The organism is Leeuwenhoekiella aestuarii (assembly GCF_004104055.1).
In the GTDB taxonomy this organism is placed as follows: Bacteria; Bacteroidota; Bacteroidia; order Flavobacteriales; family Flavobacteriaceae; genus Leeuwenhoekiella; species Leeuwenhoekiella aestuarii.
Window position 1 is genome coordinate 182376 of record NZ_QOVJ01000005.1, and the last position, 14895, is coordinate 197270.

At 37.2% G+C, this 14895-nt stretch carries 12 protein-coding genes; 9 read left to right on the top strand and 3 right to left on the bottom strand.

Features of this window, described 5'->3' with window-relative positions:
• Window positions 1–117 precede the first annotated feature (117 nt).
• The 3 genes from DSM03_RS13900 to DSM03_RS13910 all read left to right on the top strand — a co-directional run bounded on the left by DSM03_RS13900 (window position 118) and on the right by DSM03_RS13910 (window position 4065).
• Entirely contained in the window at window positions 118–1383 is a 1266-nt protein-coding gene (locus DSM03_RS13900; RefSeq protein WP_128762355.1) for a DUF418 domain-containing protein, read from the top strand.
• A 38-nt stretch (window positions 1384–1421) separates the two neighbouring features.
• Window positions 1422–2387, top strand: a complete 966-nt coding sequence (locus tag DSM03_RS13905) for a polysaccharide deacetylase family protein (RefSeq protein ID WP_128763255.1) — start codon at window positions 1422–1424, stop codon at window positions 2385–2387.
• Window positions 2388–2493: 106 nt separating this feature from the next.
• Window positions 2494–4065 carry an amidohydrolase family protein gene (locus tag DSM03_RS13910; protein ID WP_236638910.1) on the top strand — a complete coding sequence of 524 codons (1572 nt, stop codon included), beginning with the start codon at window positions 2494–2496 and terminating at the stop codon, window positions 4063–4065.
• A 370-nt stretch (window positions 4066–4435) separates the two neighbouring features.
• On the opposite strand, the gene DSM03_RS13915 is transcribed toward DSM03_RS13910, so the two are convergent.
• On the bottom strand, window positions 4436–5689 hold the full coding sequence (locus DSM03_RS13915; protein WP_128763256.1) for an ABC transporter permease: 1254 nt from the start codon (window positions 5687–5689) through the stop codon (window positions 4436–4438).
• 138 nt (window positions 5690–5827) lie between these two features.
• Between DSM03_RS13915 and purH the strand changes: the two genes are divergently transcribed.
• From purH to rodA, 6 genes are all read left to right on the top strand, one after another.
• The gene (gene purH, locus DSM03_RS13920) at window positions 5828–7354 is read left to right on the top strand and encodes a bifunctional phosphoribosylaminoimidazolecarboxamide formyltransferase/IMP cyclohydrolase (protein WP_128762358.1); all 1527 of its coding nucleotides are present in this window, start codon (window positions 5828–5830) and stop codon (window positions 7352–7354) included.
• A gap of 72 nt (window positions 7355–7426) precedes the next feature.
• A complete protein-coding gene (locus DSM03_RS13925; RefSeq protein ID WP_073100671.1) occupies window positions 7427–8455 on the top strand; it encodes a rod shape-determining protein in 1029 nt (342 codons plus the stop codon).
• A gap of 14 nt (window positions 8456–8469) precedes the next feature.
• Window positions 8470–9294 carry a rod shape-determining protein MreC gene (mreC, locus tag DSM03_RS13930; RefSeq protein WP_128762359.1) on the top strand — a complete coding sequence of 275 codons (825 nt, stop codon included), beginning with the start codon at window positions 8470–8472 and terminating at the stop codon, window positions 9292–9294.
• Window positions 9284–9790 carry a rod shape-determining protein MreD gene (locus DSM03_RS13935; RefSeq protein WP_128762360.1) on the top strand — a complete coding sequence of 169 codons (507 nt, stop codon included), beginning with the start codon at window positions 9284–9286 and terminating at the stop codon, window positions 9788–9790. The genes mreC and DSM03_RS13935 overlap by 11 nt, the downstream gene beginning before the upstream one ends.
• Entirely contained in the window at window positions 9787–11700 is a 1914-nt protein-coding gene (mrdA, locus tag DSM03_RS13940; protein ID WP_128763257.1) for a penicillin-binding protein 2, read from the top strand. Before DSM03_RS13935 ends, mrdA begins: the two co-directional genes overlap by 4 nt.
• Window positions 11700–12965: a rod shape-determining protein RodA gene (gene rodA / locus DSM03_RS13945; protein ID WP_128762362.1), complete on the top strand. Its 1266-nt coding sequence runs from the start codon at window positions 11700–11702 to the stop codon at window positions 12963–12965. Before mrdA ends, rodA begins: the two co-directional genes overlap by 1 nt.
• 2 nt (window positions 12966–12967) lie before the next feature.
• Here rodA and DSM03_RS13950 read toward each other — a convergent pair whose 3' ends face one another.
• Window positions 12968–13774, bottom strand: coding sequence for a DNA/RNA non-specific endonuclease (locus DSM03_RS13950; protein ID WP_128763258.1), 807 nt, complete (start codon window positions 13772–13774; stop codon window positions 12968–12970).
• On the bottom strand, window positions 13775–14893 hold the full coding sequence (locus DSM03_RS13955) for an ABC transporter permease (protein ID WP_128763259.1): 1119 nt from the start codon (window positions 14891–14893) through the stop codon (window positions 13775–13777). It abuts the gene before it with no gap.
• Window positions 14894–14895: the final 2 nt, after the last annotated feature.

Consider the following 14895-nt stretch of genomic DNA (forward strand, 5'->3'; position numbering starts at 1 on the left):
GGACGTTCTATACAATTCTAACTCACATCTTATCTTTATAAATTGATTTAAAATACTGGAATAAATCTTGAAAGATCAAATGACACCAAAGTATTATGAGCCTTTTGTAGCAAAAATATGAGCAAAATTATCACACCTACAACAGTTTCAGAGCGCATACCATCATTAGATTTTTTAAGGGGGATTGCCATTCTTGGAATTCTGTTTATAAATATAGAGTCCTTTGTGTATCCCAATCCATGGAGTTCATGGCAGTATGGTTATGAAAGTGCTACAGATCACCATACACGCTTTTGGGTGTATTTTTTAACACAAGGCAAATTTTACACCATGTTCGCCTTACTTTTTGGTGTTGGCTTTGTGATTTTTATGCAGCGTATCCAACAAAAAGTTCATGGTTTAAAAGCTATGGACATATATGCAAGAAGGTTGTTATGGTTGTTTGTTATAGGGTGCATTCACGCTTATTTTATTTGGGATGGTGATATCTTGTATCATTATGCTGTTTGTGGTCTGTTTTTGCTTCCGTTTCGTTCTATGAAAAACAGAAATCTAGTGCTAATTGTTTTGTTTTTAGCTTCCTTTTTATTTATAAAATCGTACGAGAGTGTTTCAAAAAGACAGGAGACATATTCAAATTATACAGAGGCTTTAAATAAAGAAGAAGCTAAAAGAACAGATAAAGACAATACGTTAATCTCTTCTTGGGAAAACAGATATACTAAAAAGTCACCTAACCCATCAGAAAAAATTGAGATTCCAAAACCTACCTATTGGCAAGGTGTTATAAGCTCTTATGAAAATCATAAGGTTCACAAAGGGGAGTTCTATTATCAATCTTTAATGCTATCGTCTTTGATAGTAATGATTTTGGGGATGATATTATTCAGAGCTGGTATTTTTTCTGATTATAGGGTATGGAAATATTATTGGGCTATTACTGTTTTAGTATTGATTGTAGGTTTGGTGATAAACTACATGCGCTATTACCATTGGACATACAAAGACCATATTCCTAACCTCAACACATTCAAAGCATTATTGTTTGCGTTTCCAAAGGAAATATTAGGTGTTGGGTATATATTAGTATTAAATGGGATTTATCAGAAATACTTAAGGAATGTAAGGTTTAAGGTGTTTACCAAAATAGGCAGGACAGCTTTATCCAATTACATTTTCCAAAGTATTATTTTAGGAATCTTATTTTATGGCTATGGCTTTGGATTGCATAATAGTTTTTCAAGATTTGAGCTTTTAGGTTTTGTTGTAACAATTTGGGCTATTCAAATCACATGTACACATTTTTGGTTGAGATCCCACAAACAAGGGCCATTAGAATTTCTCTGGAGAAAGTTGACTTACAATTCATTTAACAAAACATAAAACGTTGAATTAGAAAAGTTTCAAAAAAAGTATTCTAAATGAAAACAAAATCAATCAAAACTATCATTCTCATTACACCATTATTACCTTTAATAACCCGTACCATGAAATGCATAATTTTAACCTTAATATTTTTCACCGCATCAATCTCAGTTGCTCAGCCAACTGTAAGCTTTACTTTCGATGATGGCAGTCTGTCAAAACGTGCAAACTATGAGTTTGAAGAGTGGAACGATATGATTCTGAGTGCCTTGGATGATGCCCAAATCAAGGCGATCATTTTTGTTAAAACCGAAGGAAAATCTACTGATAAAGGAAAGCATCTTTTAGAAACATGGAATGATAAAGGCCACCTAATTGCTAACCACACTTATTCTCATCCAAACTTTAACAAGGAAGAAATAAATGCGGAAGATTTTCGAACTGAACTTTTAAGAGCTGACTCGCTGATTAGCTCTTATAGCAACTACGTTAAGCTGTTCAGATTTCCTTACCTGAAGGAAGGCAATACGCGTGAAGAAATTGATAGCATTCGTCAAATCATGAAATCCCTTGGATATAAAAACGGATACGTTACTATTGATGCATCAGATTGGTTTATCAGTAGCAGACTAAGAAAGAGACTAGGACAAAACCCGAATGCGAGCATTGAAGCTTTTAAGAATTTTTATTTAGAGCACTTATTTGAACGTGCTAGCTATTACGAAAACTTATCCTACGAGCTCACTGGGAGACATATTAAGCACACTTTACTTCTCCATCATAACCTTGCAGCTGCACTCTTCTTAGATGATCTCATCGCAATGTTCAAATCAAAAGGTTGGAAGGTAGTTTCAGCCGATGAGGCATTTAAAGACCCTATTTTTGAACAAACTCCTAACCATGCAGGAGAAAGCATAATTTGGGCGTTAGCTAAAGACTCTGGAAAATATGAAGATCAACTAAGATATCCTGCAGAAGATAGTAGATACGAACAAGCGCGGATGGATGAGCTGGGTCTTTAAAAACGAAAGGGATTAATGGAAGAAGAACCTATAGAGGTTTTATTAAATCAACGTTATTTCGTTCCCTAATTCTGGAAATGCTTATGACAGTTTAGGTGAAGCCTATATGATAGCGGGGAATAAAGAACTTGCTATTGAAAATTATAAAAAGTTTGCTGAAATAGACCCAACAAATATTAATGGAGCAAAGATTTTTGAAAAACTAAAATCAAAAAATTTACTCAAATTTATGGCATTACTCAATTCATCTTATATCTATTTTATACTGACTTTCATTTTGTGTTTTTTGAGTTGTAAAAACACATCAGAAAGACACTATTCTTTTGCCGAAGAACAGCTATCAACAACAATATTATCCGATAGTATAATGTCGTGTGTTAAGTACCACGAAAATTTGATAGCATTTACCAATGCCACAATAGTAGACGGAACGGGTACATCCATAAAGCAAAATCAAACAGTAATCATTGAAAATGGAATTTTTAAAGAGATGGGTATTCATTCTGATATTAAAATTCCTCAAAATGCTAAAACGATTAACCTAAAAGGGAAAACAATCATTCCAGGAATAGTAGGCATGCATAACCATTTACATATTCCTAGATTTCCTGATGTTGGTGACGTAGCTGCTAAATTATATTTAGCTTCTGGGGTCACAACCATACAGACCTGTGGCGCGGCATCACCTTATAATGAATTGGAACTGTCAAAACGAATAAAAGACGCTAAACAAGTTGGACCCGAAATTATCCCTAGCGCGCCTTTTATTACAGGACAAGGTGGTAATCCTAATATGATTATTCCAAGAGATACTAAACATCTTAAAGACACTATGCAACATTGGTTAGACCAAGATGTAAAATGGTTTAAAGTCTATCGAAATACAAATCCAAATGATCTAAAAACAATCATCGAAGTTGCCCATAATAATGACGCGAAAGTAAGAGGACATTTATGTTCAATAACCTTTGAAGAAGCTACCAAACTAGGAATTGACGCTATCGAACATGGATTGAATAGTACAAGTGATTTTAGAACCAATAAATTTTATGGACAATGCAATGGTGGTCGCGAGTATATGGATGAGTTAATTATTAACAGCACAGAAGTTAAGCGCCTACAACAGTTAATGATAGACAACAAGGTCTTTTTAACCTCAACAGTAGCTATTTATGAAGCAAGCATACCTAACAGAGCCTTTGCAGATAAAAGAACTATAAAAGTAATGTCCCCTTTTTTGCAAAATCAATACAAAGAAAGAAGAGCAAGTTTTAATAAACAAATTAATGATAGTATAAGAAATAATCGATTAAAACGCATCATGGAGTTCGAATATCAATACTATAAAATGGGCGGTTTGTTATGTGCAGGTGTCGATGCTGGCAGGCATGTGCTACCGGGATTTGGAGACCAACGAAATTACGAATTACTTATTGAAACTGGTTTTACTACTGAAGAAGCTGTTCAGATTATGACTGGTAATGGAGCTAAAGCATTGGATCGTCAGGATATTGGAACCATTCAAGTAGGCAAAAGAGCTGATTTTGTTATCCTAAACGGAAATTTAGAAAACGATGCAAGCACCATAAAAAATGTCGAAACTGTTTTTAAAGAAGGAGTAGGTTATAATTCTAAAAAAATATTAGAAAAAATAACTGGCAAATTTGGTATGGAATGAAAAAGATGAAGTCATATATACTGATTATATGTTGTTATTCCTTAATTGGCTTAATATCAAGAAGATTACTGAAGGAGGTCAATTATCCTGCTAGAATTTGCCAATTTAAATTAAAACTGTACCTTTAGACTGAATGTCAATCAATTAGGATCAAAATTAATGGTAGTAATCCTAGAGGCACCAAAACTAAAAACTGCCTGAACGCTTTGTGTTACAGGCATTTAATAAAAATACCGACTTCTGGCGAGAACTCAAAGCAAATGTATGCTGCCCTAATGATAGCATTAGAAATATATCTTTCGGAGAAACAGCGTTTGAGAGAGTTGATGATAAAACCAATGCTTACAAAGTCTTCTTAGCTCTTTAAGCATTACATCCCGGTTCGTATCGCCTCCACAGGATCTAAGCGCGAAGCCATAAATGCAGGGACAATACCTGCAATGAGTCCTATTATCACAGAACTTGAAAGCCCAAGTAAAGCATTACCAGCAGAAAGTATAAACTCAAAACTACCTGTAAACTGAGAAAGTATCACAGTGATAATCCACACCAAACCAAGTCCGATCAAGCCACCTATAACTGCGAGAATTATAGATTCAAATAAAAACTGAAGTAATATAAATCGATTTTTAGCACCTAAGGCTTTTTGAATACCTATCAAATTGGTACGTTCTTTAACGCTCACAAACATAATATTTGCAATACCAAAACCACCTACGAGTAAAGAAAACAGACCTATAAATCCACCTATGGTAGACATCGTGCCCGTAATGTTATCTATAAAATCGGTAAATCCTGAAAGTTGATTTATAAAAAATGTATTTACCTCATCCGGTTTCAAGCCACGCACCTGACGCAGTCTTTGGGTAAGCACTGCATTAAATTCAGGGATATCCACTCCTGCTTCAGGCTTTACTATTATCTGTGGAAATGCAGATTTATTATTGCTTCCGTAAATACGGCGTACAACATTTACCGGCAAGATCACCATCCCATCTTTTGAAGGACCAAAAATACTATTCCCTTCTTTTTCTAAAACCCCAATGATCGTAAAACGCTGTCCATATAAACGCACTTGTTTTCCTAACGGATCTAAATTTCCAAACAATCCTTCAGCAATCTCATCGCCTAAAACCAAAACGTTAGATCCGCTATTAGATTCAGACTCATTAAAAAACCTTCCTTCCGCAAGCTGTAAGGCTTCTATATTGTAATACCCATCAGTCACCGGAGCAATATTAACCCCAGTCACTAATTTATCACCGTACTTTATAGATTCTGCTCCCACGTTTAAAACAAAAGATGCCGCTTCTACATCTGGAACATTTCGCTTTATATATTGATATTCTTCATAACTCACATCAGGAAACTGCTCCCGTTTCCATTGCGGAATATCAGTAGGACCAAATGAAAAACGCATTACAATTATCGTACTGTTATCTAGAGAAGAAAGACTTCCTTTTATTTCCTGTTTTAATGAATCTACAGCAGCCAAAACCCCGATAATAGAAAAAATACCTATGGTCACACCCAGCAATGACAAGAGCGTACGCAACTTATTGTTGCGCAATGCATTAATTGCAAAGGCTAGACTTTCTTTTAATACCCTAAGATAAATGAGCATAGAAGTGTGATAATTTGAATACAGGTTTGACGCAGAAGCGCACTGAGTGTTACAAAATTATGCTAAGAAAATACAAAAAATAGCACCATACTTTAGTGGTTAAATTCATACTTTTGCACCCAAATTAAAAATTTCTTCATGAGTACTCCTATAAAGGCAAAAGCCGCATTGATTTCAGTTTTTAGTAAAGAAGGTCTTGAACCGTTAATTAAAAAGTTTAACGACCTGGGTATAACCCTTTATTCTACGGGAGGTACCGAGAAATTTATTAAAGATCTGGGCGTGCCGGTAGTACCCGTTGAAGATGTAACCTCATATCCTTCTATTTTAGGAGGAAGAGTAAAAACACTTCACCCTAAAGTTTTTGGTGGAATTTTAAACCGTCAAGACAATGATAGCGATGTTGCCGAAATGAAAGAGTACAACATTCCGCAACTTGATATAGTTATTGTTGATTTATATCCTTTTGAAAAAACAGTAGCTTCTGGAGCTTCTGAACAAGATATTGTAGAGAAAATCGACATAGGCGGAATTTCATTAATACGTGCGGCTGCTAAGAATTTCAAAGACACGCTGTGTGTTTCTTCGGTTGATGACTATGAAGAAGTTTTAGAACTCATCAGCACAAATGAAGGAACAACCACCTTAGCAGACCGCAAGCGTTTTGCAGCAAAAGCTTTTAATGTTTCTTCTCATTACGACACTGCAATTTTCAATTACTTTAATGAAGAAGAAGTAGTTTACAAAGCAAGCTATACCAAAGGAAAATCGTTACGTTATGGAGAAAATCCACACCAAAAGGGAACTTTCTTTGGCGATTTTGATGCAATGTTTGACAAGCTTCACGGAAAAGAACTCTCCTACAACAACTTACTAGACGTTGATGCGGCGGTTAATTTAATGGCAGAATTTCAAAACGAAGATCCTACGTTTGCGATTTTAAAACACAACAATGCGTGTGGCCTTGCACAACGTGACACTTTACATCAAGCTTATGTAGATGCATTGGCAGGAGACCCTGTTTCTGCTTTCGGTGGAATTTTAATTTCAAATAAAGAGATCGATAAAGCTACTGCTGAAGAAATTCATAAATTATTCTGCGAGGTAGTGATCGCTCCTAGCTATTCTGAAGAAGCTCTAGAAATTTTAAAAGGAAAGAAAAATCGTGTTCTGTTAATTCAAAAGCCTATTAGCCTACCTACAGATCAGGTTCGCAGTTGTTTAAATGGTGTTTTAGTTCAGGATAAAGACGCTAAAACTGACAGCTTAGAAGATCTTTCTACGGTTACGAACAATAAACCCACCTCAGATGAGTTAAGTGATTTGATCTTTGCATCTAAGCTATGTAAGCATACCAAATCAAATACAATTGTATTTGCAAAAGGAAAGCAACTTTGCGCAAGCGGTACCGGCCAGACATCACGAGTAGATGCTCTTCGCCAGGCTATTGACAAAGCAGTTTCTTTTGGTTTTGACCTTAAAGGTGCTGTTATGGCAAGTGATGCATTTTTCCCTTTTCCAGATTGTGTTGAGCTTGCAGATAAAGCAGGTATCACCGCTGTAATTCAGCCTGGGGGATCTATTAAAGATCAGCTGAGCATAGACTATTGTAACGAGCATAACTTAGCAATGGTCATGACCGGAACAAGACATTTTAAACATTAAAAAATCCGTATTTTTTAACTACATTTAAAGATTAACCTTTTAGCATAATCATCCTAATTTCCACCAGCGCTTATGGGCTTTTTTGATTTTCTTACCGAAGAAATAGCAATAGATCTAGGTACCGCAAACACACTAATCATACACAACGACAAAGTTGTGGTTGACAGTCCTTCTATTGTTGCCCGCGATCGGGTTAGCAACAAGATAATTGCTGCCGGTAAAGATGCTGCTATGATGCAGGGTAAAACACACGAAAACATTAAAACCATTCGCCCGCTAAAAGATGGTGTGATTGCAGACTTTGATGCCAGCGAGCAAATGATGAGCATGTTTATCAAAGAGATTCCTGCTCTTAAAAAACGCCTTTTTGCTCCCGCTCTTCGTATGGTGATTTGTATCCCCTCTGGAATTACAGAAGTTGAGATGCGTGCGGTAAAAGAAAGTGCAGAACGGGTAAACGGTAAAGAAGTTTATCTTATTCACGAGCCTATGGCTGCTGCAATAGGTATTGGCGTTGATATTATGCAGCCAAAAGGAAATATGATTGTAGATATAGGTGGGGGCACTACAGAGATTGCAGTTATTGCTTTAGGTGGAATTGTCTGTGACAAATCAGTTAAGATCGCAGGTGATGTTTTTACCAATGACATCATTTACTATATGCGTACCCAACACAACTTGTATGTGGGAGAACGCAGTGCGGAAAAAATAAAAATACAAATAGGAGCAGCTACTGAAGATCTAGAAGTTCCGCCGGAAGACATGAGTGTTCAGGGGCGTGACTTGCTTACCGGTAAACCGAAACAGGTTCAGATCTCTTTCCGTGAAATCGCTAAAGCATTAGACAAATCTATCTTACGTATAGAAGATGCTGTAATGGAAACCCTGTCGCAAACGCCACCAGAACTCGCTGCTGATATTTACAACACCGGTATTTACCTTGCTGGAGGTGGTAGTATGTTACGCGGTCTTGACAAACGTTTGTCTCAAAAAACAGATTTACCGGTATATATTGCAGAAGACCCACTACGTGCAGTAGTTCGCGGAACCGGAATTACGCTTAAAAATCTTGCTAAATTCAAGAGCGTACTTATCAAATAATAGCATCGTGATTCATGCAGCAAATTGTAAATTTTATAATAAAGTACAGAAACTTTCTGCTATTTGTCTTTTTGCTGTTCATATCACTGGTATTTACCATACAGTCACACTCCTATCACCGCAGCAGGTTTGTCAATTCGGCTAACTTTTTAAGCGGAGGTATTTATAGCGGACTCGATGACATCACAACTTATTTTGATCTAGAGACTCATAACGAGCAACTGGTAGAAGAAAATAATAGATTGCGAGCCAGGCTGCTTAATACCAGAGACAGTGTTTCTCAAAAAATTGACACTGCTACTTATCACAAGCGTTTTCAATTTACTACGGCCAAAGTAATCAACAATAACTACACGTTTAAAGACAATTTTTTGACTCTTAGAGCCGGAAGTAAAAATGGTCTAAAACAAGATCTAGGTGTCATCACCAGTAAAGGTATTGTGGGTATTGTAGATAATATCTCTAAAAATTATGCTACTGTAATAAGTATTCTCAACAGCAATTCTCAAATAAATGCCAAGCTTAAAAAAAGTAATCACTTTGGAATTCTAGTCTGGAAGGGCGGCGACCCTAATATCGTAGACCTTATAGATGTGCAATCTAAAGCTCCGGTTAAAATGGGAGATACAATTGTAACCGGCGGGAAATCTACTATTTTCCCAGAAGGCATTGGCATCGGGACGATAAACTCTTTTGAGTTAGATCCCAGCGAAAATTTTTACACCATTAAGGTAAAGCTCTTTAACGACATGACTAATGTAGGTCACGTCTATGTCATTGAGAATTTGGATCGGGAAGAAATAAAAATGCTAGAACAACAGACAGCAGATGAACACTAGTATCACTCGAAATATCATCCGTTTTGTTTTTCTGGTTTTGGTACAAATTGCCATATTTAATCACATCAACTTTTTGGGTTATATCAACCCATACCCCTATATCTTATTTATAGTTTTATTTCCTATCGGCGATAATAGAGGTTTACTGTTATTTTTGAGTTTTTTATTAGGGCTTTCTGTAGATATGTTTAGTAACAGTGGCGGTATGCATGCGGCGAGTTGTGTTACTATTGCGTTCTTAAGACCGTGGATTCTTCAATCGATATTCGGTATTGCCTATGAATATAACGCAGTAAAAATTTCAAAAGCTGCATTTGGCGAGCGTTTGCTGTACATCAGTATTTTGGTTTTTACGCATCACCTGCTATTATTTTTCCTCGAAAGTTTTAACTTTTCAGATATAATCTATATACTTAAAAAGACGTTGTTTAGTGGAGCCTTTACCATTCTGCTCTGTTTACTATTTCTAACCCTCTTTAGTGTAAAGCGTAAATGAGAAAAATTCTTCTTTTTTCAATTGTTTTGATTTCTGGTATTTTACTTACCGGAAGACTTTTCTATTTGCAAATATTAGATACTTCTTATGCAACTCTTTCGGTAAATAACGCAATAAAACGTGTCTATGATTACCCGCAACGCGGCCATATTTATGACCGTAATGGCAGCCTTTTAGTAAGCAACCAACCTTCTTATGATGTGATGGTGATCCCACGTGAAGTAAAACCTTTTGACACCACAGAGTTCTGCGGATTACTAAAAATGACGAAGGAAGCTTTAAAAACAAGATTGAGCAAAGCTCATGTTTATTCGCCAAGATTGCCCTCTATTGTAATTCCACAACTCACAAAATCTGAATATGCGTATTTACAGGAAAAGATGCGCAAATATGAAGGGTTTTACATTCAGAAGCGTTCCCTACGGGATTATCAGGTAGATTTTGGTGCAAATTTTTTAGGATACATTGCTGAAGTTAACCGATCTGATATTGAAGACAATCCATACTATCAATCTGGTGACTTAAAAGGAAGAACTGGTGTCGAAAAGCAATACGAAGAAACTTTACGCGGCATAAAAGGTGTCAAATATATTCAGAAAGATCGTTTCAATCGGGATATTGGCGCATACAAAAACGGGAGTTTAGATACGATTCCAGAACCTGGAAAAGACCTTACCCTTACCATAGATGCAGAACTTCAAAAGTATGGAGAAGAACTGATGGTTAATAAACGCGGCGGAATTATAGCGATTGAACCGAGCACCGGTGAAATTTTAGCTCTTATCTCTGCTCCCAATTACGACCCTAGTTTATTAGTGGGACGCCAGCGCTCTGCAAATTTCACCAAACTTTGGTACGACACCATTGCAAAACCTCTTTTTGATCGCAGCCTTCAAGCAGAATACCCACCGGGATCTCCTTTTAAAACGCTCAATGCTCTTATCGCACTACAAGAGAATGTTGTAGACACTCAAGAAAGTTTTGCGTGTCATGGGGGTTATTATTACGGCTCCAGAGGTCGCAAACTAGGTTGTCACCATCATCCCAGTCCGCTTAGTATGGTTCCGGGTATTGCAAATTCGTGTAACGCCTATTTTGCTAATGTATACAGACGCGTGATTGACAAATATGACACCCCTCAGGAGGGGATGGATAGATGGCACAATCACTTGGCTAGTTTTGGTCTTGGTCAATATATGGGTACTGATCTACCTACCGGCCGCCCAGGGTATATACCTGATAGTGATTACTACAACAGAGCGTATGAATATCCAAAATATAAGTGGTTTAGTACCGCTACGATCTCTAACTCTATAGGTCAGGGAGAAGTAAGCCTTACCCCTATTCAATTAGCAAATGTCACAGCTACTATTGCTAACAGAGGCTGGTATTACACGCCTCATATTGTAAAAGGAATTGAAGGTCAGACGGAATTGATCCCTGAAAAATACCGTACTAAAAATGTAACAACCATTGACCCGGCTAATTTTGAACCCGTCGTAGAAGGGATGTTTGGCGCTTATAATTATGGTACCGCTGCAGGTGTTCAAATCCCCGGTATAGAAATTTGCGGAAAAACAGGAACTGCCGAGAATTATACCAAAATAGATGGTAAACGTCAGCAACTTACAGACCATTCTATTTTCGTTGCTTTTGCACCAAAAGACAATCCTAAAATTGCTATTGCTGTTTTTGTAGAAAATGGATATTGGGGCGGAAGATATGGAGGTAAAATTGCCAGTCTAATGATTGAGAAGCATATTAAGGGTGAGATTACCAGAACAGATCTTGAAGATTGGATTCTATCTCACAGCCTCGAAGAAGAATATGCAAAACCACTTAGTGGTAAACCATTCCCAATTAATGATGGTAAGAAAATAAGCGGAAAAGTAGAAAAACCTATCTTATAATGGGGATCACTTCTCGGAACAACCGCGGTAATTTTGACTGGCTTCTTATTGTAATTTTTCTGGCTTTAATTGGTATCGGCTGGGTCAATATTTATTCGGCTTCTATAGATCCATCTGGGGTTTCAGATTTTTTTGATCTGAATAACTTATACACCAGGCAATTGCTCTTTATAGGGCTAAGCTTTCTAATCATCATTTTTGTCCTTTCGCTTGATGCCAAATTTTTTGAGCGTTTTGCAAGTGTTATTTATGTTACCTCCATCCTGTCTCTTTTAGGCTTATTTGTCTTCGGAAAAAATATTTCGGGAGCGACAAGCTGGTATTCTTTTGGGAGCTTTGGTTTACAGCCTAGTGAGTTTGCTAAAGCGGCAACAGCACTGGCGCTAGCAAAATACCTAAGTGATATTCAAACCGATGTGAAATCATTTGTGCATCAATTGCGGGCATTTGTGATCATCGCTTTACCCGCAATCTGTATCGTTCCCCAACCAGATCCCGGTAGCGCATTAGTTTATGCAGCTTTCTTTTTCCCACTTTATCGCGAAGGACTATCTGGCATTTATCTCATCATAGGCTCTATCACGATCGCGCTGTTTGTACTTACTCTTGCTTTTGGTCCCATTTATATCATTGCAGGGATTGTTCTAATCGCACTCTTTTTACTTATTAAAAACAGAAAAAAACGCTTTGGTAAACGTTATTATTACATTCTTCCCTTAGTCTCTATTGTATTCGTTTTATCTGTGAATTACATCTTTCAAAATGTATTTGAGCAACGCCACAGAGACCGCTTCAATGTCGTTCTGGGGAAAGAAGTAGATATGAAAAGCATAGGTTACAATACCTACCAATCTGAAATTGCAATAGGTAATGGAGGCCTTACCGGCAAAGGCTTTTTAAAAGGCACCCAGACTAAAGGCAACTTTGTTCCAGAACAACATACCGATTATATTTTCAGTACCGTAGGTGAAGAATGGGGCTTTCTGGGAAGCTCACTGGTCATCATTTTATTTGTGGGACTGATGCTGCGCATCATCTTTTTAGCAGAAAGGCAGAAGAGCCAGTTTAGCCGTATTTATGGCTATAGTATTGCAGGAATATTATTTATTCACTTTTTAGTAAACATTGGTATGGTTACAGGTGTTTTTCCAACGGTTGGGATACCACTACCCTTTTTTAGTTATGGAGGTTCCGGGCTTTGGGGCTTTACGATTTTACTCTTTATTTTTGTAAAACTCGACAGTAATCGGGTTAATGAGTGGTAAGATCAGAATTTCCAATCTTTAAGTAATTTTTCTTTCTCTATTCTGTTTTCTTCGGAATCTACAAGCTTCGGAAAGAAGTCAATGCCGGTTACAGCTTCTAAACTATCTACTGAAACTACAAAAGCTTTGAGATCTCGATCACTTTCGCTATGCGGAATCAAAAAAGCCAAGCACGTATAACCAGAAGCAGTTTCCCGAAGCACAATCTTATAAAAAGCACGAGGTACAATTACATTCTCATGCCCTATAGTCGCCAATGGGTCAGCTAAAACTCCCCCGGTAATAATTGTGACTTTATCATATTTTCTTGCCCAGTCTCTAATTTTATTTTCTAACCTATTCCAAACACCACCATTAAACTCGTGCAATTGAGGACTGATGTTACTGGTTAAAAAAGTTTCATTATACGCTTGACTACTAAAACTACGATCACCGGCAGGACATAAATGACCGCGGTCATAACCACTATTTTTATAATTGCGCCAATCTGCCGCTCCGGTGCCCACAGCAGCATCAATGTCAAAATACGGCCTACTTACTTCAACACTTTTTAATTGATCATGAGTGAGCATGTATGCAACCCAGGCAGCCTGTTCTGCAGCTTCATTATAACTTAATGTATAATATTGATGATGCACAAGTGTATTGCTTTCAGCCTTCGGAAGAAAGAAAGATAATTCTTGAGATTTCACAACTTCGCCTGTCTTTACAAGCTCATTTTTTTCTTGATTCTCTATGTATTTTTCACCTAAAACAATAAGCGTAATGACCACCATCATCAAAAGTGGATAAGTATATTTTCTTTTCATTTAATTCACTCCTTTTACATCAAGGGCATCTCGCAGCGCATTACCCATAAGCATAAATGCCATTACCAGACTCATAATCGCAAGACCGGGAATTATCGCCAAATAGGCTTTTCCTAAAATTATATATGAATAATGGTCTTTAATCATGGCACCCCAACTAGGAACAGGCGGTTGTGCTCCAATACCTAAAAAGCTTAACCCACTTTCTATTAAAATTGCACTGGCAAAATTTGCTGCGCTTATCACGATTACCGGCGCTAAGATATTGGGTAAAATATGCTTAAAAAGAATACGCATATCCTTATATCCTAAAGCACGTGCAGCTGTCACATACTGCGCTTCTTTTACACTCAAAACCTGCCCTCTAACAACACGTGCCACCTCAACCCACATTGTGAGACCTACCGCTATAAAAACCTGCCAAAAGCCCTTTCCTAAAGCAAGAGTAATTGCAATAACAAGGAGTAAGGTAGGTATAGACCAAGTCACATTAATAATCCACATGATGAAGGCATCGAGTTTACCACCGTAATACCCACCAACTGCTCCTAAAAACACTCCTATTATCAATGAAATTAATACAGCAACAAAACCAATACTAAATGAAATACGAGCACCAATAAGCATTCTGCTCAAGAGATCACGACCGTATTTATCTGTGCCTAAGAGAAACGTTTTTTCGGTTATAAATTGCGCTTCAAAATCTCCAGTGGTTATAGCTGAAATCCCAAAATCCTCTAATGGGATGGCTTTAGTTAGCTCCAGTGAAGCATCTTCAGAATATGGGATATATTCTACTTCGTGATTACGAATTTCAAAAGAAGTAATAGGTATTTCAGAATCTGTATTTGTTTGGCCTGTAAAAGCTTTACTCAGAAAATTTTGAACTGTAATTTCAGGTCCAGGAACAGTAAGCATTTTTACGGTAAAGCCGGGCTTTTTTGAATGAATTGCCAAATGCATTTGATTGGCGTTACGCGAATGATCGGGTGCAATGAGGTATGCAAAAAGTGCCACCAAACCACAAAATACGATATATGTAAAACTCAAAACGCCCCAGAAATTTCTTTTGAATTTCCGGAGCGCTAAATGAGTTAATGAACTAGCGTTTTCTGCCATAG

Bases quoted from the DNA above. Each gene is read 5' to 3' on its own strand.
- DSM03_RS13900 (WP_128762355.1), top strand. From the start codon at position 118: ATGAGCAAAATTATCACACCTACAACAGTTTCAGAGCGCATACCATCA.
- DSM03_RS13905 (WP_128763255.1), top strand. From the start codon at position 1,422: ATGAAAACAAAATCAATCAAAACTATCATTCTCATTACACCATTATTA.
- DSM03_RS13910 (WP_236638910.1), top strand. From the start codon at position 2,494: ATGATAGCGGGGAATAAAGAACTTGCTATTGAAAATTATAAAAAGTTT.
- DSM03_RS13915 (WP_128763256.1), bottom strand. From the start codon at position 5,689: ATGCTCATTTATCTTAGGGTATTAAAAGAAAGTCTAGCCTTTGCAATT.
- purH (WP_128762358.1), top strand. From the start codon at position 5,828: ATGAGTACTCCTATAAAGGCAAAAGCCGCATTGATTTCAGTTTTTAGT.
- DSM03_RS13925 (WP_073100671.1), top strand. From the start codon at position 7,427: ATGGGCTTTTTTGATTTTCTTACCGAAGAAATAGCAATAGATCTAGGT.
- mreC (WP_128762359.1), top strand. From the start codon at position 8,470: ATGCAGCAAATTGTAAATTTTATAATAAAGTACAGAAACTTTCTGCTA.
- DSM03_RS13935 (WP_128762360.1), top strand. From the start codon at position 9,284: ATGAACACTAGTATCACTCGAAATATCATCCGTTTTGTTTTTCTGGTT.
- mrdA (WP_128763257.1), top strand. From the start codon at position 9,787: ATGAGAAAAATTCTTCTTTTTTCAATTGTTTTGATTTCTGGTATTTTA.
- rodA (WP_128762362.1), top strand. From the start codon at position 11,700: ATGGGGATCACTTCTCGGAACAACCGCGGTAATTTTGACTGGCTTCTT.
- DSM03_RS13950 (WP_128763258.1), bottom strand. From the start codon at position 13,774: ATGAAAAGAAAATATACTTATCCACTTTTGATGATGGTGGTCATTACG.
- DSM03_RS13955 (WP_128763259.1), bottom strand. From the start codon at position 14,893: ATGGCAGAAAACGCTAGTTCATTAACTCATTTAGCGCTCCGGAAATTC.